This window comes from Capnocytophaga sp. oral taxon 326 str. F0382 (genome assembly GCF_000318295.1).
GTDB classification, from domain to species: Bacteria; Bacteroidota; Bacteroidia; order Flavobacteriales; family Flavobacteriaceae; genus Capnocytophaga; species Capnocytophaga periodontitidis.
Genome location: NZ_KB291398.1, coordinates 44,571 through 68,082, shown reverse-complemented (window position 1 = coordinate 68,082; position 23,512 = coordinate 44,571). Strand labels below are relative to the sequence as shown.

Annotated in this window: 22 protein-coding genes; 7 read left to right on the top strand and 15 right to left on the bottom strand. The window is 37.5% G+C overall.

Annotated elements, in window-relative coordinates; translation table 11 throughout:
* Positions 1 to 29 precede the first annotated feature (29 nt).
* From HMPREF9073_RS06335 to cdd, 15 genes are all read right to left on the bottom strand, one after another.
* The gene (locus tag HMPREF9073_RS06335) at positions 30 to 1,073 is read right to left on the bottom strand and encodes a heparan-alpha-glucosaminide N-acetyltransferase domain-containing protein (RefSeq protein WP_009413159.1); all 1,044 of its coding nucleotides are present in this window, start codon (positions 1,071 to 1,073) and stop codon (positions 30 to 32) included.
* Positions 1,073 to 2,620, bottom strand: a complete 1,548-nt coding sequence (locus tag HMPREF9073_RS06330) for a mechanosensitive ion channel domain-containing protein (RefSeq protein ID WP_009413158.1) — start codon at positions 2,618 to 2,620, stop codon at positions 1,073 to 1,075. Before HMPREF9073_RS06330 ends, HMPREF9073_RS06335 begins: the two co-directional genes overlap by 1 nt.
* A 124-nt stretch (positions 2,621 to 2,744) precedes the next feature.
* On the bottom strand, positions 2,745 to 4,838 hold the full coding sequence (locus tag HMPREF9073_RS06325; protein WP_034555530.1) for a carboxy terminal-processing peptidase: 2,094 nt from the start codon (positions 4,836 to 4,838) through the stop codon (positions 2,745 to 2,747).
* Between the two features lie 48 nt (positions 4,839 to 4,886).
* A complete protein-coding gene (locus HMPREF9073_RS06320; protein ID WP_009413156.1) occupies positions 4,887 to 5,837 on the bottom strand; it encodes a hydrogen peroxide-inducible genes activator in 951 nt (316 codons plus the stop codon).
* A gap of 11 nt (positions 5,838 to 5,848) precedes the next feature.
* The gene (locus HMPREF9073_RS06315) at positions 5,849 to 6,916 is read right to left on the bottom strand and encodes a YARHG domain-containing protein (RefSeq protein WP_009413155.1); all 1,068 of its coding nucleotides are present in this window, start codon (positions 6,914 to 6,916) and stop codon (positions 5,849 to 5,851) included.
* A gap of 5 nt (positions 6,917 to 6,921) precedes the next feature.
* The gene (locus tag HMPREF9073_RS06310) at positions 6,922 to 7,836 is read right to left on the bottom strand and encodes an LLM class oxidoreductase (RefSeq protein WP_009413154.1); all 915 of its coding nucleotides are present in this window, start codon (positions 7,834 to 7,836) and stop codon (positions 6,922 to 6,924) included.
* An 84-nt stretch (positions 7,837 to 7,920) separates the two neighbouring features.
* Complete coding sequence (locus HMPREF9073_RS06305) at positions 7,921 to 8,982, bottom strand: nucleoid-associated protein (protein ID WP_009413153.1); 1,062 nt, start codon at positions 8,980 to 8,982, stop codon at positions 7,921 to 7,923.
* 18 nt (positions 8,983 to 9,000) lie between these two features.
* Positions 9,001 to 9,510: a hypothetical protein gene (locus tag HMPREF9073_RS06300; RefSeq protein ID WP_009413152.1), complete on the bottom strand. Its 510-nt coding sequence runs from the start codon at positions 9,508 to 9,510 to the stop codon at positions 9,001 to 9,003.
* Positions 9,511 to 9,533: 23 nt separating this feature from the next.
* Complete coding sequence (locus HMPREF9073_RS06295) at positions 9,534 to 10,664, bottom strand: peptidylprolyl isomerase (RefSeq protein ID WP_009413151.1); 1,131 nt, start codon at positions 10,662 to 10,664, stop codon at positions 9,534 to 9,536.
* A 28-nt stretch (positions 10,665 to 10,692) separates the two neighbouring features.
* Positions 10,693 to 11,265: a gliding motility-associated peptidyl-prolyl isomerase GldI gene (gene gldI, locus HMPREF9073_RS06290; RefSeq protein WP_009413150.1), complete on the bottom strand. Its 573-nt coding sequence runs from the start codon at positions 11,263 to 11,265 to the stop codon at positions 10,693 to 10,695.
* Between the two features lie 9 nt (positions 11,266 to 11,274).
* Entirely contained in the window at positions 11,275 to 12,282 is a 1,008-nt protein-coding gene (locus tag HMPREF9073_RS06285) for a bifunctional oligoribonuclease/PAP phosphatase NrnA (RefSeq protein WP_009413149.1), read from the bottom strand.
* Between the two features lie 15 nt (positions 12,283 to 12,297).
* Complete coding sequence (gene rlmD, locus HMPREF9073_RS06280) at positions 12,298 to 13,710, bottom strand: 23S rRNA (uracil(1939)-C(5))-methyltransferase RlmD (protein ID WP_009413148.1); 1,413 nt, start codon at positions 13,708 to 13,710, stop codon at positions 12,298 to 12,300.
* Between the two features lie 31 nt (positions 13,711 to 13,741).
* Complete coding sequence (locus tag HMPREF9073_RS06275) at positions 13,742 to 14,917, bottom strand: alpha-hydroxy acid oxidase (RefSeq protein WP_009413147.1); 1,176 nt, start codon at positions 14,915 to 14,917, stop codon at positions 13,742 to 13,744.
* Positions 14,918 to 14,943: 26 nt separating this feature from the next.
* Positions 14,944 to 15,906, bottom strand: coding sequence for an SIS domain-containing protein (locus HMPREF9073_RS06270; protein ID WP_009413146.1), 963 nt, complete (start codon positions 15,904 to 15,906; stop codon positions 14,944 to 14,946).
* Between the two features lie 26 nt (positions 15,907 to 15,932).
* Complete coding sequence (gene cdd / locus HMPREF9073_RS06265) at positions 15,933 to 16,415, bottom strand: cytidine deaminase (RefSeq protein WP_009413145.1); 483 nt, start codon at positions 16,413 to 16,415, stop codon at positions 15,933 to 15,935.
* A 618-nt stretch (positions 16,416 to 17,033) separates the two neighbouring features.
* Here cdd and HMPREF9073_RS06260 point away from each other — a divergent pair.
* From HMPREF9073_RS06260 to HMPREF9073_RS06230, 7 genes are all read left to right on the top strand, one after another.
* Positions 17,034 to 17,981 (top strand): DUF368 domain-containing protein, encoded by a 948-nt coding sequence (locus HMPREF9073_RS06260; RefSeq protein WP_009413144.1) that lies wholly within the window; start codon positions 17,034 to 17,036, stop codon positions 17,979 to 17,981.
* Between the two features lie 3 nt (positions 17,982 to 17,984).
* A complete protein-coding gene (locus HMPREF9073_RS06255) occupies positions 17,985 to 19,313 on the top strand; it encodes an MFS transporter (RefSeq protein ID WP_009413143.1) in 1,329 nt (442 codons plus the stop codon).
* Between the two features lie 2 nt (positions 19,314 to 19,315).
* Positions 19,316 to 19,537 carry a hypothetical protein gene (locus tag HMPREF9073_RS06250; protein WP_009413142.1) on the top strand — a complete coding sequence of 74 codons (222 nt, stop codon included), beginning with the start codon at positions 19,316 to 19,318 and terminating at the stop codon, positions 19,535 to 19,537.
* Positions 19,538 to 19,695: 158 nt separating this feature from the next.
* Positions 19,696 to 21,126, top strand: coding sequence for a copper-containing nitrite reductase (nirK, locus tag HMPREF9073_RS06245; protein ID WP_034555542.1), 1,431 nt, complete (start codon positions 19,696 to 19,698; stop codon positions 21,124 to 21,126).
* Between the two features lie 10 nt (positions 21,127 to 21,136).
* The gene (locus tag HMPREF9073_RS06240) at positions 21,137 to 21,910 is read left to right on the top strand and encodes a formylglycine-generating enzyme family protein (RefSeq protein WP_009413140.1); all 774 of its coding nucleotides are present in this window, start codon (positions 21,137 to 21,139) and stop codon (positions 21,908 to 21,910) included.
* A gap of 405 nt (positions 21,911 to 22,315) precedes the next feature.
* Positions 22,316 to 22,765 (top strand): hypothetical protein, encoded by a 450-nt coding sequence (locus HMPREF9073_RS06235; RefSeq protein ID WP_009413138.1) that lies wholly within the window; start codon positions 22,316 to 22,318, stop codon positions 22,763 to 22,765.
* On the top strand, positions 22,765 to 23,403 hold the full coding sequence (locus tag HMPREF9073_RS06230) for an SCO family protein (protein ID WP_009413137.1): 639 nt from the start codon (positions 22,765 to 22,767) through the stop codon (positions 23,401 to 23,403). The genes HMPREF9073_RS06235 and HMPREF9073_RS06230 overlap by 1 nt, the downstream gene beginning before the upstream one ends.
* Positions 23,404 to 23,512 lie beyond the last annotated feature (109 nt).

Below are 23,512 nucleotides of genomic sequence, written 5' to 3'. Positions count from 1 at the left end.
TTTATGTAAGAAAACTTTTAATTTTTCTATCAGTTGTTTTTAGAATATTTTTCTTTTATGTATTTACTAAATTTGTGATAGTAGAACGATACAATGAGCACAGTTATCACAAAGAGAATAGCACCTATTACTGCTTGGGTAGGGTTGAAGCTCTTATGAAAATAATGGTCTAAGTTGAAATATGGAATAAAGTGATAAAGCGCAATACTATGAATGATGTAAATGGAAAGAGTATTTTGCCCGATACGTTGCAAGAATTGCGCAGTAAGTATATTTCGCAAGATTACAAATACTGCAAACGTCCAGAGAGTATCGCCCATTCTCAAGAAAAGAAAACCATTTCGTGCTAAACTTTCAAAGTGATTCCAACCAGTAATGCTATATAGGAAATGGAAAGTGTGATATTGAAAGTGAAAAATAGCTCCGATGCCAATAAGTAGTAGTGTATATACTGTATATAAATGTTTGGCGTTTCTGTAATAGTAAAATAACGATCCCATAAAGCCTCCTAAGGTTACAAAACCTAACCAAGGAAAAATAGTAAAGAAAGTACCATATTTTGGAGTAAAGTAATTAGCTACCACTTGGGGTAACCAAGAGTATTCATATTGGTTATAGGTCTCGTTGAAGGTGAAAAGTAGTAAAGTAATGCTGATGAGCATTGTAGGAAGGAAATGCCTTACGTGATTCCGAGCTAATAAGTAGAGTCCTACCATTATGATGAGGGCTAACCCTATACAATGCAAGATATCTACGAAATAGATACTTTTCCGCAAAATACACGCTACGGTTATAAGCATTAATCCGCGTTTTGCTCCTTTTTTTACACGAGGGTTCTTAAGTCCTACACCACTGCGTTCGCCTTCACGAATGAGTAAATAGGTAAAAATAAATCCAGAAATAGTAAGGAATACAGGGGCTGTAATACCTGTAAAATAATGCCAAATATAATAGTAAGGGTTATTTTCGTCGCAATATCGTTCAGCGAGTAAGGCAGTGATAAAGTGCCCTTGTAACATCATACAAATGGCATAAGCGCGTATTACATCAATAAATATCAGTCGTTGCTTCATTATGAATTTTGTTTTTTAGTATTTGAAAAGGGAGTTTTAATTTCTACGTATTGTGTTGAGAATATCTCCACATTAGCTTGCCTAAAAGTACTTTGGATATTTTTAGTTAGATCAGATTTTATAAAATACATATTTTCGGGGTGGAAAGTATAAGCATTGAGCTCATAAATAGCATTTAGTTCATTAAGAGAAATTTGAAAAATGTAAGGATGTGGTTTAGGAGAAATACCATTGGGTTTCAGAGCAGCTTCTATAAGGAGTTCTTCCACTAAATTATCAGAATAATCATAGCGTACTTTTACTTGTACATTTAGCGCTAAGCCTATTTCTTTGCCTATAGATGTGAAGTTCATAGTTGCACCGCTCAAGATAGCCGAATTAGGGATGGTAATATCTTCGTTATTAATAGTTTTCAATCTTGTTACTAAGGCGTTTTTTTCTATCACAGCTCCTATAATTTCTCCAGATTTAATCCAATCAGTAGTATGAGCCCATTCGGGGTGAAAGCCTTTTATTTTTAAGATACCTCTTTCTATTTCTAAAGCAAAAAAGCGCAATATTTTCAATACGTAGCGTGTAATGACTACAATAATGACAATATAGAATAAATGGGGCAAATATCCAATAATTGCTATACCGACGTTTTTTATAGGTTCAGAAATCCATTGTACTATGATTTTAGACAAGTATTGAGTAGAAGGGAAGATATCGAAAATCAGAGGTATAATAGTTATTAACAAGAAAAGCAAGAATATGATACGCAATATAGCAAGTAATTTCACTAAAGCTTTTACAATTCCTTGTTTTTTGATAAATTCGTAATTTCTAATGCGGATACCTGTGAGGGAGCGGTGTTCGGAGTTGAGCGTTATTTTTTTTAAGAAATTAAACAATCGGTTGATCGCCCATACAAGTACAAAGGCGATGAAGAGTACTAATAACAATTCAGCCAAGCGGATTAGGATGCTTTTTAGGCTATTTTGTTCTTTATATTTTACAATTGTATTTTTGATTACATTAGCATATCTTTGAGCTAATTCAGTTTGGGAGCTATTTTCCCAGAGCGCATCTACCATTGTAACACGAGTGATGATTTTTTCGTTATACATTACTGATAGGTAGTCGCCATTAGGTTTTATTTTGATAGAATCGGCGGCGAAAGAGGGGTCGTTATATAATTCTTTGAGTTTATTTTCTATATATTTTACGCGAGTATCAATATCATAAGGTCCATAGGAAGTATAGAGATAGTATAAGGTATCTTTTTCAAAAACAATAGGTCGTCCACGCATTTTATTGCGTAGTTTTTCCATTTCTTTTTCATTAGTAGTGGAGGAATTAGTAATTGAAGATGTATGTTTGTCGTTATTTATGAGTAGTTGTATTTTGTTTAATAGCATTGCAATGCGTACGGAATCTTTCTGGCGGAATTGTTTGATAGCTTCTAACTCTTTGTAAATTTCTTGTTGAGAAAGGCTATCTGGTTGCTGTGCCTGTGTGTACGCAACGCAGAATAGATATATAACAATGAAGATTTTAAAATGCATTTTAATTTGACTAAAGAGTAAGATTGTAGTGCAAAGGTATGACAATTTTCTCATATACCCAAAAATAAAAAACATTGGTAAAGGTATTCTTCACCAATGTTTTTATAATCTGTTAGTTATTGTTTTATTTGTTCAAATCTTCTAACACTTTTACAGCTTCATCTATATAGACGTCTTTTTCAAGACTTTCGTGCCAACGATCACGACGAAGTTTTAACTCTTCGCTGTTTTTAATTTTAGCTTCATCGGAAGCTACAGAAGAGAATTTTAAGTTAGATTTATAGTCGCTGATAGCTTTAAACTTTTTGGCTTGCTCTTCGTTTTTGTCGATTACTTTTTTGTAGGCTTCATAGTTGAGTGGGAAAACATAATCTTTTTGTTGTTGTTTTACCCATTGAGCATTTTCATCTATCAGTTTTAAATATTCGTTTTCTCTAATACGTTTTTTACTGTTTTCAATAGCCATATTAAAATTGGCATTGTTTGCCCAAGGAGTGTATTTAGCAGGTTCTATTTTATCCCAAGGCATAGCGTTAGGCATATCACGTTCACCTATATCGATATATTTGTATTTATCGGGTACAACAATATCACTTTCAACTCCTTTGAGTTGGGTAGAGCCTCCGTTGATACGGTAGAATTTTTGGATAGTGATTTTCAAAGCTCCAAGGTCGCCGTAATTGTTTTGACGAAGGAACTCATTTAGGTCTACGAAGCTTTGCACGGTACCTTTACCGAAGGTTTGTTTACCGCCTATGATAATAGCGCGTTTATAATCCTGCATAGCAGCTGCTAGGATTTCGGAAGCTGAAGCGGAAAGTTCATTGGTAAGGATTACTAAAGAGCCATCCCATTGAGTTTTAGGGTCGTTGTCGGAGAGAACGTCACGACTACCACGTGATGATTTTACTTGTACGATGGGGCCTTTAGGGATAAATAGACCTCCTATATCGACTACTGTTTTTAGGGAGCCACCGCCATTGGAACGCAAGTCGACAATTAAGCCATCAATATTTTCTTTTTTAAGTTTTTCAATTTCGAGGGCTACATCGGTAGCGGCATTGCGACGGTTTACATCTTCGAAATCAATATAGAATTTAGGTAGATTGATGAGGCCGTAACGTTTGCCATTGGCAGTAATCACAGCTGATTTGGCGTAAGTTTCTTCGATTTCTACTACATCTCGGATGATAGGTACTACTTCGATAGTTCCATCTACACGTTTTACAGTGAGGCGCACTTCGGTACCTTTTGGACCTTTGATAAGTTTAACGGCATCATCTAAGCGCATTCCTACGACATCAACAGGTTCGGCAGCGCCTTGACCTACTTTTAGGATTTGGTCGCCTACTTCCAAGAGTTTACCTTTCCAAACAGGTCCTCCCAAAATCACATTAGTAATAGCTATACCATCAGTTTTCTTTTGTAATTGAGCGCCAATACCTTCGAATTTGCCAGACATATCACGGTCGAAACCTTCTTTGATGTCGGGTGCCATATAGTTAGAGTGAGGGTCAAAAGTTTCGGTTATAGCATTTACGAACATAGCGAACCACTCTTCACGTGTAATATCGTTGTACATACTATACATATCAGCCAATGTTTTTTGAGTAGACTCTATAGATTCTTTTTTGAGTATTTGATTGCTTTTAGGCTGATATTTAGCATCTTTTTCTTTCTTAGTTACTTCTTCTTTTTGTTTAGTAATGTAAGTAGAAAGAGTAGTGAAAATAATCACTTGTTTCCAACGAGTTTGTAAATCGGCTTTACTTTTAACAAAAGGCAATTTATCGTAGTCGGTATTGATAGTTTCATTGCTATTGAGGTCAATAGGTTTAGCGAAGATAGCTTTAGTAATTCCTTCAGCTTCTTTCATACGCTGTTTGAGACGATTATAAGAAAGGTTGAAGAAAGAGATGTCACCTTTTTTTAAATCATCATCTAAACGGTTTTCATATTTTTTGAACTCATTGATATCGGATTGGAGAAAATAGCGTTTTTGTCCGTCGATATTTTTCAGATAGCTATCGAAGACTTTTTTAGAGAAAGAGTCGTCCATTTTCACGGGACTAAAATGAGCATTTTCGAGCACGTGCTCAATAATTTCTAATAGCACAGTGTCCTTATCCTTATTAGGATTGTCAAACTTCTTGCTTGTAAAGCTGCAAGAAGCGAATGAGATAAATAATAAAAATAATGCTGCTGAAATATTTTTCATCATAAAATGGTTTTTTCTATTTTTTTTAATTTTTAACTTCTGTCTTTATCAAATTGTGTGCCTTTCTCTTGTTGGGCTAATAATTTTTACATTTTGGAAAACAATAGCTCCGCGAATTACCCCAGCTATAGTATCGTGTAAAGCTTTTATGATTTGTAATTTTAGTTCATTTTTGTGATAAACTAAGCTAATTTCGCGAGCGGGGTAGGGTTCGGCGAAATAGTGAATGCGTTTCTTTTCTTCCTCTTTCAGTTCCAAAGAGTGTAGATAGGGTAACAGGGTCATTCCTAAGCCTTCGTTAGCTAATCGCACTAAAGTTTCAAAACTACCACTTTTTAGTTGGAAGTGTTCTTTAGAATCGATTACATCTTGGTTGCAGATATTGAGTACACTATCCTTAAAGCAATGACCATCCTCAAGCATTAAAATATCGTTGATATCTAAATCTTCAGAGTAGATAGTTTTAGAGTTTTGGAGGCGGTGGTTTACAGGAATGTAAGCGACAAAAGGTTCATAATATAAGGGACGTTCTACGATTAATGAATTCTGTAGAGGGGTAGCTAAAATAGCGGCGTCGTAACTACCATCTTCAATTTTTTTTAAGATATTTTCGGTTGTTTGTTCCTCGATTTTCAGGCAAACTTTAGGATATTTGTTAATAAAATTAGTAAGGAACATAGGCAATAGGGTAGGGGAGACGGTAGGGATAATTCCGACACGAAATTCGCCTCCTATATAGCCTTTTTGTTGAGCGACGATATCGTTCATTCGCCCAGCTTCGTTTACGATTATTTGGGCTTGTTTGATAATTTGTTCACCTATTTCAGTAACCTGTAGAGGTTTTTTACTTCTGTCGAAAATAGTAACTCCCAATTCCTCCTCTAATTTCTGCACTTGCATACTCAAGGTAGGTTGAGTAACAAAACTATGCTCGGCGGCGGTAGTAAAATTTTTGTATTTGGCTACTGCTAAGACATATTGATATTGAGTAATGGTCATAATAAAAGGTGTTATTTAAATGTTTTAATGAGTTGTTTTTCCTCTTCAGTAAGGGCTTCAATTTCGGGTACATAGGAAGGGTTGGGTTGATACCAATCTTCTGTTTTGAAAACATCTTGCAAAGTTTTATCCTTAAATATATACCCACGTCGTGCAAATGGCAGATTCCTGATAATGCGTTTTTCTTCAGGAGTTTTCTCGGTAGGGTCGCCTAATTCTCGGTTTTTTCCTAATGAAAAAATAAACTTTTGATTACCTCCTGCTTCTCGACAGTAGGAACTTTCTTCTTCTACGGAAAGCTCTCCCTTAGGTACAAAGTTTTTCTTTTCGAATACTAAAATACCTTGCTGGATATAAAAATTAGTATAATCGGGATTTTCAGTTATTTTTCCTATTCCGTTGAAAGTCCATTCATTAGTGTTTTTAAAGAAAGTTTTACGGATAGAAGCTGTTTGGAAATCACCCATATCCAAGATCAGGGTAAAATCGTCGATTTGCTTGTTAGCCCAGCGATTGGCAGCCGTAAGTACGTAATTAAAGTCGTAATAATAACATACTCCTCTTGATAGTTTATATCTATAAGTATGTTTTACAATGTTTTTCCCTTTTTTAAATTTTGCCTTGAAATGATAAACATACATAAAATCAATATCATTACCACTGGTTTCTCCTTTAAAAGTCTTCAAGTCTATACTCTCTACCTTCCCATTTTTAGCATAAAGAGAATCCGCTACATAAGCTACTTGATAAGATAAAAAGTTACCGTTAAGCGATACCGTAAAATCAAACATATAAGGATGATGCCCATTGATAGGAGCTCCATCTACAGCACCACTGGGGCTTCCTGCCTCAAACCCTACTACGATTTCTTTTGTTTCTTTAGGATTGAAAAACTCGTAATACACTGATACTTCTGCAAATTCTTCAGTTTTTTTGATATACAAAATTTCTTTTTTTACTGAAATATCAGTTTCGTTGATGGGGACGAGTTGGTTACCTGCCATATAGAAAGCGCCGTCATTGGTATATCCTTCAGTGAAGAATCCATAGAAACACAGTATAAAAAAGAGTCTTTTCATCGTTTTTATTTGAGTTGAGGCAATACTTCTTTTCCGATTTCTTCGAGTACCTCACCAGCTGGGCGGCTGCAATATTTGAGTACCAGCATAATATGATTTATTCCTATTTTTTTGAGTTCTTGGAACATATCGATGAGGTAATTACGCCCGAGGCGGAAGCCTAAGTCCATAGTTTGAGGTTCAAAATTAGGATTTTCCATAAGGTTGATATATACGGGTTGTATATAAGGTTTAGCAGGTTCGCCTTCATTTTTGAGAGCTTCGTGCCAATCTTCTACGATTTTTTTTTGGAAAGAGAAATCACGGGGATAGTAGATCCAGCCATCGGTGTGTTTAGCTATCCAATTGAGGTTTATACCACCGATGTGACCAGTGGCATAGATTGGGATATTTTTATGGATAGGTTTAGGGAGTACATCACCTACTTTGTCCATTAGGGTACCATAATCATTATTGTAAGTAGGGAAATCTACACTCCACAATTTTTTAAGAGTTTCGATATGTTCGGTTATGTGTGCGCTACGCAATTCAAAAGGTTTGTTGAAAGCAGGGTATTCGACGGGACGGTCGCCAGAGGCAATTCCCATTACGAAGCGGTTAGGGAACAATACATCGAGACTTGCGGAAGCTTTAGCGACATGTAGAGGGTGGCGTAAAGGTAGAATTACACTTGCTATTCCTATTTTGATAGAGAATGTAAGAGAAGCTATATGAGCTAAATATATCCAAGGGTCAAACATTTGACCTACTTCTTTAAAATCGGGGTTGTAGAGGGGGATGTCGCGTACCCATACAGTATCATACCCTAAGGCTTCTGCGCGTTGGATTAGCTGTATTTGATTTTCCATTTTAGGGATAGCCCCTTGATAAGATTCAATGGGTAATAATATACCTATTGAGAATTTATGTGCGTCAATCATAGTTTTATGTTTTTAAAACGCAAAAGTATAAAAAAAAAGGCATATAAAAAACTATATGCCATTTTATTTTTGATGAGGTTATTTTTATGAACCTTTTTGTTCTTTGTTGAAGTACACTAAATAGTAATACATTTGCTTTTCCTCGTCCCAACCTTTTTCTATGAACTTATCGGCAGATTCGGGATTGATGAAGTCCATACGTATTTGGATATTTGTATCTAAATCGATTACGTTTTTAATTTTTTTACGTACATCGGAGACAGCTTTGTTAGCGATTGGAAAGGTAGATACATCTTCTATTTGATACTTAGGGCCTTTTTCTACTTTGTAGTGTTTGAACTCAGGTATTAATTGAGGATTTTCAAATACTTCATTCATAAATGAGGTTTCTTCGAAATCATCATTTTTAGCGAAGTAGTTGATAGCGCGGTTCATAAAAAGTACTTCTTCTTTTTTATCTTCGGCGGGCAAGATTACATCTTTTGCAAAATCTTGGCTGAACTTGAGGTATTTTTTAGTATAGAAGTTATCGTCGACCAAAGCATCGACGTTTAGAAAGTTTTCTAACCAATATTTAGTATCGTAGCGATTGCTATCAATAGAAAGTATTTTGTAGCCATCTTCTTTATTTACATTGAAAATGATACAACCTTTATCCAAGCGATGGATGTTTACACCTTCTTGGATAATCATTTCTAACTGGTTACCTTGTTCTTCAAACTGTAGGAAGCTATTTTTTACCTCAGATTTAAAAATACCAACAGCTTTTACCTTTTCATTATCCAAATAAGTATCGTGCAAAAGGGCTATATAGACTTCTCCACTTTTGATATGAGGATGATTAGATTGGTTGTACAAGTGTTGAGCAATTTTCCCTGATTGTTCGTGAATTGTACTTTCGTCCTCAAAAATAGGGGTTACCAGCTGATAAAGAGTATTGAATTCTACATCGGCATCGTGTACAAAATGGAAGTAGTTTTCTTCTTTTTCACGAAAAGGTTTGAAGAAATACTCTTTTAGCAAGCCTATAATTTCGTCGTTTAACGCATAAGGTTTTTCAGAAAAGAAAATAGGTTCCCCTTTACTCAAGTTGCCTACCCTATGGATAGAAAGGGTTTCGATGTTTGTTGTATATAAGTTAAGCATAGATAGATGTTAGCGAAATTAATAGTATTCCTCTTCACTGAAACTACCATAATCGTCTTCATCGAGGTCGAAATCGTTGAACTCGTCTTCAAACTCATCGAAATCATCGGCGATGAAGGATTTTTCGGGGGCTTCGGCAGGGATAGAACCGTGAGCGTGTATCAAAGCAGGGTAGGATACACCAGATTTTTCTTCTTCAATATCTACCAATTCAACGAAGAATGTCCACATTGACATAAAGTCGTACACATACAACAATTTAGGTTCGTCTTCACTTACTACTGATTCGATAGTAGTTTCTTCCATTAAGCGTATTTCGCCACTCTCGGATACATCGAAAAGAGTGATTTCTTCACCTTGATTCCAATCGTCATCTGTAAGGTAGAATGAAGCCATTTCGTTGCCAGCAAATCCAAAAGACTGGTTGATTACATTGTGCAAATCTTCCAAGGTAGCTTCTCCTTGGATTGCGATATCTCTAAAAACGTCTTCTTTAACGTCGAGTATTACTCTAAATTTGTATACCATTTTTAGGTGTTAGTGGTTAAGGGTTATTTAGCTATGTCGGTGATTTCGATGTCGAAAATGAGGTCGCTATTAGGAGGAATAACATTACCGGCACCTCTTTCGCCATAGCCTAAGGCAGCAGGGATGAATACACGCACTTTGTCACCTACTTTCATTTTTAGAAGAGCTTCCTTAAAACCAGGTATAAGAGGGGCATTAGAACTATATTCCATAGGGAAAGCTTGGTAGCCGCCTTGTTGCTCACGCATTGCATTGTATTTGCCATAAGTTTCTTCTATTTCTTTTACATTAGAATCGAAGAGAGTACCATTTGCCAAATATCCAGCATAGTTAACCATTACTTGTTGAGTGTGGTTAGGCTGTTTGCCTTTACCTTCTACTAAAGTAAATATTTTTACTCCAGAAGGGAGTGCTTTAGCTTGAGGTTCTTGAGTTTTTACCTCTTCTAAGAATTTAGCAGCCGCTGCTTTGGTTTTAGCTTCCTTTTCTTGTTCTTTTTTAGCGATATCTTTGAAATAGTTTTCAAAAACTTTTACAGCATTGAAGTTTTTAGCGTCTTTACCATTAGCAATAATTGTAATTTTATTGATTTTGATATCTTTTTCAGGTTTATTGTTAGCTACAGTTTTAGTATTAGCTATTGCATCGATTACTTCTAAACCTTTAACAGTTTCACCAAAAACAGTATGACGACCATTGAGGTGAGGGGTAGGTACTTGAGTGATGAAAAACTGACTGCCATTTGTACCAGGCCCTGCATTGGCCATTGATAAAATTCCTTTTTTATTGTGTTGCAAAGTAGGGACAAATTCATCTTCAAAACGATATCCCGGATCGCCCATACCTGTACCTGTAGGGTCACCTCCTTGGATCATAAAATCTTTGATTACACGGTGGAAGATCGTTCCGTTGTAGAAAGGTTTTCCTTTGTATTCGGCTTTTACGAAAGAGTTTTTACCTTCGGCTAAAGTAACAAAGTTAGCTACTGTTATAGGAGTTTCTTTGTAGTTGAGTTTTACAATGATATTTCCTTGAGTAGTTTCGATATCAGCAAATAAGCCATCACCTAAGTCCTTGTAGGCTTTTTTTTGCGAATTACAACTGAAAAATACAAACATTGCAGAGAGCAATGCTACAAAATTGAGTCGTCTCATAATATAATAATTAATTAATAATGTTTATTTATTCGGGTCGAGGTTTTACGTCTTCTTGATTTTTTTCAATCTTAAAGACTTCGATTTTAGCTATAATAGGTTGATTGAAAGAAATTTTATCTTTATCGCCGCGATAGCCATAAGCTACACTTGAGGGGAAATAGAAAACGCCACTTTCTTTTTCTTTTAACAATTTTAAAGCAGAACGCAAGCCTTGGAATACTTCTTCTTTATCTACATAATATTTGTATTCACCATCGGGTTTTTCCTGATAAAGCTGGTTACCTTGCAAATCGGAGAGGCTGTAATCATAAGTTACGATATCGCCAAACTGAGCAGTATAATGAGCCTCAGGATTTTGATTTAGATAGTAGAACTTAAATCCGTGTTGAGAGTCGACGAAAGAGTGAAGTGTATCTTTTTTGATGATAGAATCGATTAGCGCTTCTTCGGAGGCCAACAGAGCTTTATTTTTCATAGCTGATTCTTTTAAAAAAGTACTTGTTTTTTTAGTTATAGGATGGCGTGCTTGCCGATCGGCACAACTTACCAAAACTATGCCAATGGCACTTAGAATGATTATTTTTTTAAGTATATTCATTGTATTATTTTACATATTTTTGTGGATAAAATCGGGTAATACTTGTTTGAAATAGGTAACTGCCTCGTCTATAGAGCCGTCGAATCGCCCACCAGCGGCATTGATATGTCCGCCGCCATTGAAACATTTACGAGCCAACAAGTTTACATCGTTATTGCCTTTGGAGCGCAAGGAGATTTTTACAAAATCGCCTTCTTGGATAAAGATGACAGCTAATTTAGTATCTTTAATTGTGAGTCCATAGTTTACAAAACCTTCGGTATCACCTTTTTGATGGTCGCATTTTTGTAATTCCTCAGAAGTGAGTGTAATATAAGCAGTATCGTACTCCTTGATATACACCAAATTTTTGAGAGCAGTGCTAAGTAATTGCAATTTGTTGTAAGAATTATTATCGAACACATTGCTATTGATTTGGCTATTGTTAGCTCCTTTTTCTATTAAGAAAGCGCCAATTTTGAATGTGTTGCTAGTGGTGGTGGGGTATTTGAAGTTACCTGTATCCGTCATTATTCCTGTATACAAGCAAGTTGCTATTTCTTTATCGATTTGGTTTTTATTGCCCATTGCGTCGATAAAGGTGTAAATCATTTCGCAAGTAGAGCTTGCTTTAGGGTTAGAGAAAGTAACTTTGGCATAGTCGTCGGGGGCTTGATGATGGTCTATCATCACAAAGGTAGCTTTAGAGTTCTCTAATAGAGGAGTGAGTGTATCGGCTCTTTTGAGGGCGTTGAAATCGAGCGTAAAGATAAGTTTAGAGGCTTCGATTTGCTTTGTAGCTTTTTCAGGATTGTTGTCGTAAATAAGAATTTCATCGGCAGCAGGTAGCCATTTGAGAAAATCAGGAAAATCGTTAGGTGAAACTACCGTTACATCACAATGATGTAATTTGAGATAATGGTAAAGCCCTAAGCAGCTACCTATGGCATCGCCATCAGGGCTTTTGTGAGGGATGATACTTATTTTAGGTTGCTTTTCGAGCAATATTTTGGTAGCTTCGATATCGTATATATTCATTTGCTTTTAGAGATTTTAGGAGAGAGTTCTTTTTTCTAAAAGTACTACATTTTCAACGTGATAAGTTTGAGGGAACATATCGACGGGTTGTACTTTTGTCACCTTATACATTTCGTTTAAGAGCGCTAAATCACGGGCTTGGGTAGCGCTATTACAGCTCACATATACTATCTTAGAGGGTGCTATTTGCAGGATTTGCGCTACTACGTCTTTGTGCATTCCATCGCGAGGAGGATCGGTGATGATTACATCGGGGGTACCATTAGCTTCGATAAAAGCATCATTAAAGATGTTTTTCATATCGCCTACATAAAAACTCACATTATCAATGCCGTTTGCCTTAGCATTTGCTTTAGCATCGGCAATGGCTTCGGGTACAGCTTCGACGCCTACTACTTTTTTAGCTTTTTTAGCTACAAACTGAGCGATAGTACCCGTACCAGTATAGAGGTCGTATACCAATTCATCTCCTTTTAAATCGGCGAAGTCACGGGTTACTTGATATAGTTTGTGTGCTTGTTTAGAGTTTGTTTGATAAAAAGATTTTGCATTGATTTTGAAGCGCAAACCTTCCATTTCCTCAAAAATACAATCGGTGCCTTTATAGACTTTTAAATCTTGGTCGTAGATAGCATCGTTTCCTTTGCTGTTGATACAATATTGCAAAGAAGTAATTTGAGGGAACGTTTGGGCGATATGGTCTAACAACCAATAGCCTTTTTTGCTATCGCTAAAGAATTGTATTACCAACATTATTTCGCCTGTAGAAGAGATGCGTATCATCATAGAACGCAAGACACCTGTTTGCTGACGCGGGCTATAGAAAGGTATATTATTTTCTAAAGCAAATCGCTTAATTTCCAATCGTATGGCATTAGAAGGATCTTCTTGTAAGTAACATTTATCGATGTCGAGGATTTTATCCCAAGCGCCAGCGATATGGAAGCCTAAACCGTTGCGTTGTTCAATTGTATTGGCATTTTGAATTTCTTCGGGGGTAAGCCAGCGCATATCGGAGAAGGAGAATTCCATTTTATTTCGATAGAAATAGATATTCTCGGAAGCTACAATAGGCATCAGTTCAGGGATTGTTATTTTTCCTAAACGCACTAAGTTGTTTTCGACTTCTTTTTGTTTGTAGAACAGCTGACTTTCATAGTTCATATCTTGCCATTTGCAGCCACCACAGTAGCCAAAATGGGTACATACGGGAGTTACACGGCGATTAGAATACTCGTGGAATTTAGTAGCGACCCCCTCGTAATAAGCCGATTTTTTTTTGGTAGTTTGTACATCGACTACATCACCAGGGATAGCGTTGTTGATAAAAATAACGCGACCATCAGGAGCTTTAGCAATGCTTTTGCCTTTAGCCCCCGCATCGGTAACGATAACATTTTCTATGGTTATATTTTTCTTTTTACTCATTGCGGGGGCAAAGGTACATTATTTTTTTGAATTATCGATTACTTGGCAGAGGATAAGTACCCTCTACTAAGATACTGCTATCTACATCTTGGAGGTTACGATGACCAGCGAAAGCCATAGTAGTATCCATTTCGTCATAGAGTATCTGCAAAGCGCGGGTTACCCCTTCTTCGCCATAAGCACCGAGCCCATATACAGGAGCACGACCAAGCATAATACCTTTAGCTCCTAAAGCCCAAGCCTTGAGCATGTTTTGACCTGTATAGAAGCCAGAGTCTATCCATACTTCAGTTTGGCTACCTACAGCACTTACGATATCGGGAAGGGCTTTTATAGTTGAAATAGTGTCATCCATCTGGCGACCACCGTGGTTAGAGACGATAATTGCATCAGCGCCGTATTTTACTGCCTCTATAGCATCTTCAGGAGTCATAATTCCTTTTAAGATGATAGGGCCTCCCCAGAGTTCTTTGATTTCGGCAATATCTTTCCAGCTAAGGCTAGGGTCGAATTGTTCTTTTGTCCAAGAAGATAGCGAAGAGAGGTCGGATACGTTTTTAGCGTGTCCAGCAATATTGCGGAAAGTCCAGCGGCGATTACCGAAGATATAGCGCAATCCCCAAGGGATTTTAGTAGAAAGGTTCAACATATTAGGAATGGTGAACTTAGGAGGAGTAGAAAGTCCGTTTTTGATATCGCGGTGGCGGTTACCTAAGACTTGTAAATCGACGGTAATCATCAAGGCAGAGCATTTAGCTTCTTTAGCACGACGGATAAGGTCTTTCATAAACTCGCGGTCGCGCATTACATAGGGCTGAAACCAGAAAGGTTCAACACCAGCTTCTACTAAATCCTCGATAGAGCAGATGGACATAGTAGATAGGGTAAAAGGGATACCGAATTTTTGGGCAGCTTTAGCCATGTGAATTTCACCGTCAGCCCACATCATTCCCATAAAGCCCACAGGAGCCGTCATTGCAGGGAATTTTACTTTTTTGCCAAGGAGTGTACTTTCGAGGGTGCGGTTATCCATATCCACTAAGATACGTTGGCGGAATTTGATAGGGTTGAAGTCTGAAACATTTTGTTTGTAGGTTGCTTCAGTCCAAGAGCCGGTGTCTACATACTCGTAGAACATTTTAGGGACGTTGCGTTTACAAACGACACGCAAGTCCTCAATGTTTGTCATTTTGGATAGATCTCTCATTTTTAAATAATTAATATTCTTAGATTTTAAATAAGTCCTTCTTGAATAAGGTTGTGTAGGTGTATAATTCCCACATATTCACCTTGTTTAGTTGCTAATAGTTGTGTAATTTTATTTTTCTCCATTAGGTGTAAGGCATCAATTGCTAAACAATCGACTTCAATAGTTTTAGGGTTAGCGCTCATTATATCTTTAGCGGTAAGCCCTTTGATACTATCCGTTTTACTAAGCATTCGGCGGATATCACCATCAGTTACTATTCCTACTATTTGATGATTGTTGAGTACGGCAGTTACTCCAAGCATTTTTTCGGATATTTCTACAATTACCTTTTTAATATCGGTATTAGGAGAGACCTCAGGTTTTTGGTTATGAGGTACGATATCGGATACTTTTAGATATAAACGTTTTCCTAATGCACCACCAGGATGGTATTTAGCAAAGTCGCTACTGCCAAAGTGTTTCATTTCCAATAGACAAACTGCTAACGCATCGCCTAATACCAATTGAGCTGTGGTGCTAGTCGTAGGGGCTAAATTATTAGGGCAAGCTTCTTTATCAACGTGAGCGTAGAGTACACTATCGGCTTGTTGAGCTAAGACAGAATTTTTATTAGAGGTAATGGCTATCAGCTTATTATTACCCCTTTTGAGCAAAGGCACTAACACTTTTATTTCGGGAGTGTTACCGCTTTTAGAGATACATATTACCACATCATCTTGCTGTATAATACCCAAGTCGCCGTGGATCGCATCGGCAGCGTGCATAAAGATGGCGGGGGTGCCTGTAGAGTTCATTGTAGCTACTATTTTATTAGCAATAATAGCGCTTTTACCTATACCTGTAATCACTACACGACCTTTGGATTGCAATATATATTGTACTGACTTAGTAAAATCGTCGTCGATATAATCAGTTAGTTTAGCAACAGCTTGAGCTTCTTCAGTAATAGTTTGTTTGGCAGAGGTAATAATTTCTTCTGAGTTCATTCGTTATATAGTTTTTAGTTGTTAGTTTACATTAGGCTACCATCGAAAAGGAAAGGCAGGAGGTCTTTAATAGATTCAGTTTGAACGATTTCGCCTTCAGCTCCCATAAAATATACGGGGATAAGTTTTTTTTGTTTGGTTTCGTATTCGGAGAGTGACTGGCGGCAAGCTCCACAAGGCGATACGGGAAAGGCAGTAGGGTCTTGGGCAGATCCAGAGATTGCGATCATTTCGATTTCCTCATCGGGATACTGGGTAGCGGCTTGGTATATAGCGACTCTTTCGGCACAAAGACCTGAGGGGTAGGCAGCATTTTCCTGATTGGAGCCTACGAAAGTTTGTCCGTTTTTAAGTAAAACAGCGGCACCCACTTTGAATTTAGAGTAAGGGGCGTAAGCCTTTTCGCGAGTGGTTATTGCTTGTTTCATCAGGTTTTGAGCTTTTTCAGGCAGGTCGGTTAATTTATTGAAAACATTATATTTTATATGTAATTGATGTTCCGTTTTCATAAGAAAATGCTTTTATTTTGCAAAGATACGAAGTAATTAGCAAATTAACAAATTTGATGGATAGAAAAATTTATTGATTAACTTATTGTAAGGTTTCCTGTTAGGTGTTTTTTTTGGAGAATCTTAGAGTTTTTTAAGACGAGTAAAGTAGATGTAAATACGATTTTGAGACTTTTAGCCCCTCTTACAATGTAACTTAAGATAGCTACTTAACGTGAGTTCGACGTAAGTAATTATTAAACAATCAGTGAAATATTTTTAAGCTCCCACGAATTACACGAATTTTCAGAAATAGGGAGTGCATAAAAGTCTTTATTTCCACGAATTTGGGAGTGTGTAAAACTTTATTTTATATTATCTCACGAATTTCACCTGAGGTGGTTTATATTGTGAATATATTCTGTTACGAGGCTGTAAATCAATGTTCTGTTATATCGAACTGACGTTAACTTAATGAGAGTTAGACGTAAAGAATATATATTATGGCAGCAAACGCTACTGGAATTACACGGATAGTATAGAACGAAAAATTTGCAAATCAATACTGATAGACTATTAATTAGCAAAATATTATTATCTTTGCGCCGTTTAAGTTAGAAAGAGACATTATAAATTGTTATGAAACGCAATTTTTTAGATTATTTATTTATTACTTCCAAAGGAATGGCAATGGGAGCAGCCGATGTTGTACCAGGAGTTTCTGGGGGTACCATAGCCTTTATATCGGGGATTTATGAAGAGCTTGTAGGGTCTATTAGCAAGATCAATTTACAAGCATTTAAGCTTTTATTCAGCAAAGGGATCGTAGCTTTTTGGAAACATATTAATGGTAATTTTTTTATAGCACTCTTGGCAGGGATAGGGGTTAGCATCATATCGCTTGCCAAAGGGATGAAATGGCTTTTAGAAAATGAACCTATAATGATATGGGCTTTTTTCTTTGGGTTGATGATAGCCAGCGTACTTTTTTTGATAAAAGAAATCAAGCGTTGGAATTTAGCTACAATACTCGTGATGCTCATATCGGGGGGAGTTGCTTATTTTATTACGGTTATTCCACCCTTAGTGAATGGTGGTAACCAGAATTTGATATTTATTTTCTTCTGTGGCGCTTTGGCTATTTGCGCGATGATATTACCAGGGATTTCAGGAGCTTTTATATTGGTGCTGTTAGGAGCTTATCACACAGTTTTAGACGCTTTGAGTTCGTGGAATTTTAAACTCATAAGTGTTTTTGGGGTAGGAGCAATCACGGGTATTTTAAGTTTTTCTAAGGCGCTGAAATGGTTGTTTGCTAAATATCGGACTCTTACTTTTGCAGGGTTGACTGGTTTTATCGTGGGGTCGCTAAACAAAGTATGGCCTTGGAAAGAGGTTTTGAAATGGGATACAGATGCTCAAGGCAATGCTGTGGCAGTGTGGGAGAAGAGCATATCGCCCTGTACTTTTAAAGAAGTCACCCATACAGAACCTCAAATATTCATTGCTGTACTATTAGCAATAGCAGGTTTTTTAGTGATTTATCTACTCGAAAAATGGAGTAACAAACGCAGTAAAAAACACTAAACTATGAACAGATTAGAAAGAGGCAATAAAAAACTACTCAACGCTTGGGCGTTTTATGACTGGGCGAACTCAGTATATTCACTTACCATCGTTTCCACTGTTTTTCCTATTTTTTACGGACTATTATTTCGCACTGCAGGGCTTACCCATATAGCCCTTTTTGGGATGATAATCAAAAGTACATCGGTAATCGCTTTTGTAACCGCTTTGGCTTTTGCTGTGGTGGTGGTACTCTCGCCTATTTTGAGTGGTATAGCCGACTATTTAGGCAACAAAAAAACATTTATGCGCTTTTTTTGCTATATTGGAGCAATTTCGTGTATAGGATTGTACTGGTTTTCGTTAGAACACATCTATTTTAGTTTATTTTGTTATTTTTGTGGGGTAGTAGGTTTTTGGGGAAGTATAGTGTTTTACAATTCCTATTTGCCAGATATTGCTCTGCCTGAACAATACGATGCAGTAAGTGCTAAAGGTTATAGTTTAGGCTACGCGGGGAGTGTGTTGCTATTGATTTTCAATTTGATAATGGTGATGAAACCCGAATGGATAGGTTTTACTACTACTGATACCGAAACGACACTCACGACGATGCGGATTTCGTTTATCACAGTAGGAGTATGGTGGATAGGGTTCAGTAGTATTCCTTTTTACTACCTTCCATCATATAAGAAAAATGGAGCTAAAGTTACCAAGAGTATTTTTTTTAATGGATTTAAGGAATTACGGAAAGTATGGCAACAACTCACTACCTCGCCACGATTGAAATGGTATCTCATTGCTTTTTTTGTATATAGTATGGGAGTGCAAACCGTAATGCTGGTAGCTACCTATTTTGGAGAACAAGAAATACAATGGGCGAGTGCTGAAGAAAGTACTATAGGACTAATAGTGAGTGTGCTTATAATTCAATTAGTAGCTATAGTAGGAGCACGACTCACAGTTATTGCAGTGCGCAAATGGGAAAATATTTGGGTGTTAATAGGGCTCAATGCTATATGGGTAGGAATTTGCTTACTTTCATATTACGTGTATAAACCGATACAATTCTACATCATTGCTACTTTAGTAGGACTTGTAATGGGAGGCATACAAACGCTTTCTCGCTCTACTTATTCGGCTTATTTGCCTGATACTAAAGATACAACTTCTTTCTTCAGTTTTTACGATGTGACTGAAAAAATAGGGATAGTAATAGGAATGGGTGTTTATGGACTCATAGACCAATTTACGAATAATATGCGTAATGCGACTATCTCATTGATTATCTTCTTCGGAGTTGGCATAATTCTACTTTTTAAGACAAGCAAACAACGGGTAACAAATAATTAGATATGATTTCAAAGGTTAGATTTTTTTTAGAGAAATACGGCTTTGCAGTATCGGCACGATTGGCTGAGAAATTAGGTGTACGCGCTAAAGATGTGCGTATTTTCTTTATTTATGGCACTTTTGCTACTTTAGGGGCTGGTTTTGGTGTATATCTATTATTGGCTTCTTTGTTGAGAATTAAGGATGTGTTTTTTGTGAAACGGACTTCAGTGTTTGACCTTTAGTGGTGGGAGCCGCACGGGCAGTTTTAATGGGAGCTGTGGGAGTTGTGGGAGTAATGGGCGGAACTAAAAAGCTATATTAGGATAGAGATTATTAGACAAAAAAGTATTATATTTGCCCCCGTATTTTAATTGGTTCTATATAATTTGGTACTATAATGATGAGAAAAGATTTTATGAAATACAATTTATTACTATTGAGTGCTTCTTTATTGTTAAGTGCTTGTAATGAACAAACTACTTATACTTCTACCACTGATATTCCCGTAGAGGGAGAAATGGTAGCCCAACTTACTTCACCACCTTTTGTACCAGCGCCAGTAGGCAATCGGAAGGCTACAAAACTGAGTGTTACTCTTGAAATCATAGAAAAAGAAGGCGAATTGACAGATGGTACTAAATACCTTTTTTGGACATTTGGCGGTACGGTGCCAGGGAGTTTTATTCGAGCTCGTGTAGGAGATGAAGTATCATTTACACTTAAAAATCACCCAGATAACAAATTGGCACACAATATCGACCTTCACGCAGTAACGGGAACAGGAGGAGGTGCTGATGCGTCGTTAGTAGCCCCAGGACAGCAACGTACCTTCACCTTTAAATGTTTGAACCCGGGACTTTTTGTATATCATTGTGCTCAAGCGCCCGTGCCTTTGCATATCGCCAATGGGATGTATGGGCTTATATTGGTAGAACCCGAAGGCGGTTTGCCCCCAGTAGATATGGAATACTATGTGATGCAAGGCGATTTCTATACCGAAGGAGCTTATGGAGCTGAAGGTTTGCAAGCCTTCAGCCAAGAGAAAGCCCTTGCGGAAAAGCCTGATTATGTGCTTTTCAACGGGAAAGTAGGAGCTATTGCAGGCGATAAAGCCCTTACTGTAAACGCTGGTGAAACTGTACGTCTTTTTGTAGGGAATGGAGGTCCTAACCTCATTTCTTCTTTCCACGTGATAGGAGAAATCTTTGACCGAGTGCAGGTAGAAGGAGGCAAACTCGTAAACGAAAATGTACAGACGACAGTTATTCCTGCGGGAGGAGCCGCTATAGTAGAATTCAAAGTAGAAGTGCCTGGTTCATATACGCTAGTAGATCACGCTATTTTCCGTGCTTTCAACAAAGGTGCGTTGGGTCAACTCATCGCGCAAGGGAGAGAAAATCCAGCTATCTACGGCAAGCAAGAGGCAGTGCCTTATCAGGTGTCAGTGGTTAAGTCTCAGGTGACAGGAGATAGGGGGCAGGAGTCAGGGAATAAGACTTTGGCACAACAGATGGAAGACGGGAAGAAAGTGTATCAGCGCACTTGTGTGGCTTGTCATCAGGCACAAGGGCAGGGGTTGGAAGGAGCTTTTCCGCCTTTGGCAAAAGCCGACTACCTGAATGCTAATGTAGACAGAGCAATAGAGACCGTACTGAAAGGGCATACGGGAGGGATTACTGTGAATGGCAAACAGTACAACAGTATGATGCCTCCTCAACCACTTACCCCTGAGCAAATAGCCGATGTGCTCACCTACGTATATCACAACTGGGAGAACAATAAAACCGTAGTAAGCCCTGAAAGAGTGAAGAAAGTAAGAGATAAACGTTAATTGGGTGATAATGATGAAAAAATACCTAATTAACATAATAACTTTATGCTTTTGTGGAAGGCTCTTAGGGCAAACTCCTACCCCTATGGTAACGATTAAAGGAGGAAGTTATGTGCCTTTGTATGGAGTGAAAGGGGAGAATAAAGCGACAAATCCCGTAAACGTAAAGAGCTTTCAGCTATATATATACCCAGTGACCAATGCACAATACAAAGCTTTTTTGGAGAAACACCCCGAGTGGCAACGCTCTCGTGTGAAGGGAATCTTTGCGCAGAAGAGTTATCTTTCGCACTGGAAGAGCGACTTAGAATTTAGTCCGCTGGAGGCACAAGCCCCTGTAACCCACATTTCGTGGTTTGCTGCCAAGAAATATTGTGAGTGTGAAGGAAAGCGACTACCGACAACCGACGAGTGGGAGTACGTAGCCCAAGCCGATGCCCAAAGTATAGATGCCCGCAAGAAGAAACATTATCAAGAGTATATAGTGCGGAGCATGCAAACGCCCAAGACCTACCTACAGAAAGTAGGCAGTACGCCCAAGAACTATTGGGGTGTATATGATATGCACGGCTTGGTATGGGAATGGGTGTCGGACTTCAACAGTGTGCTTCTCTCGGGGGACTCGCGCAAAGACAAGCAAGGAGACGATGCTCTTTTTTGTGGCGGGAGTGCGCTCAATGCTTCCGACCTCACTAACTATGGAGCTTTTATGCGGTATGCGCTGAGAGGTAGCCTCAAAGCGAACTATACGATGCTGAATATGGGGTTTAGATGTGCTTTATAAATTACGAAATACAAATTACGAATTACGAATTACGAAATAGCCCCCAAACCCCCGAAGGGGGACAAGCCGCAAAAGCGATTGCTATTTGTCTTAATGGGAATAAATGACAATTACGAATTTACGAAATTATATTCAAACAAAAAATAGATTGTGAATAAAAAAGTTTTCTTTTAGGGGCGTTTGCAAAACGCCCCTACATAATATACTTTAAAAGTAATTGATTATCAGGTAATCAATTTTGATAAAACCTAAAACTTTGGCAAAATGTAGTGACGAAAATTTTGCAAACCAATTCTGACTTACTATAATAATTGACAAATGAGTTTCAGAATTTTTGGAGAGATTTTAAGAAAATAGGAGGAATTCTGAGGATCTCTGGGAGATGCAGAAGAGGTAGCTTTAATAATGAAAGATATTGTAACAAAATATAGAGATGTTATAGAAGATTGTGAGTTGTTATTAGGCGATAATAACAACTTAAAGAATATGTCATATAACGATATAGACGAAATCTGTAATTATGTGATAGTAGAGGTGTATAAACAATCGGCTGAGTTAACAATTATAGCATTGGTGAATATCTATATCAAAGCTATGATTGTAGAGGCTAATGCGGATTATGATATATTGAGAGAATATGTACAAGATTTTCTATACTATGATGGAACAACAAGCTCGTATAAATATATAAGAGCTAAATTGAAAGAAATAAGAGGGATTATGGAACAAGGAATTGACGATAAATACCTTTATGAGAATTATGAAGATGTAGCCGATGTTTTGGAGGGATTTTTAGAAGATTTAGAAGCAAAATATGATAAAATGAAGATAAACCTTAGAAAAAATTACTATTAATGAAGACACTATATTTTATTTTACTGAGTTTGTTATTACTCAATTGTAATAACCACAATAGCAACACTGCTACAACAGATACAAAAGCAGTGGCAGATAGTACTGCTGCAAAGACGACTGATGGTTTTTCGGACTTATCAGTATATCACCTACCAGCGGTATGGACTACCCAAAATGGGGATAACATTGAGCTTAAAGACCTCAAAGGGAATGTATTGGTGGTGGTGATGATCTACACCTCTTGCAAGACCGCTTGTCCTATCCTTATTAAAGATATGCGCGAAATACGCAAGCGCGTAGATGAACAAGCAGGTGATAAGCGCAAGCAAGTGAAATACCTTTTGGTGAGTATAGACCCAGAGACGGATACACCAGAGCATTTAAAAGCCTTTGCCAAAGAAAGACAAATGGACGATGAGCAGTGGCTATTCCTTCGTTCTAATGAAGAACAAACACGAGAGTTTGCTGCAGTACTTGCTGTGAACTACAAGCAAATATCACCAGTGGACTTCTCGCATTCTAATATCATCAGTGTGTTTAACAAAAAAGGTGAATTGGTATCACAACAAGAAGGTTTAGGGATTGACTATGATAAGACTGTTGAAGAAACAATAAAACAATTAACAATTAACAATTAATGATTGATAATTAACAGCTTACAATTAAAAAGAGCCTGTCCGAAAAGTTTTATTTATATGGGGATTTGCAGCACATACCAGCTATCGCTGGCTTTCCTACATAACATAC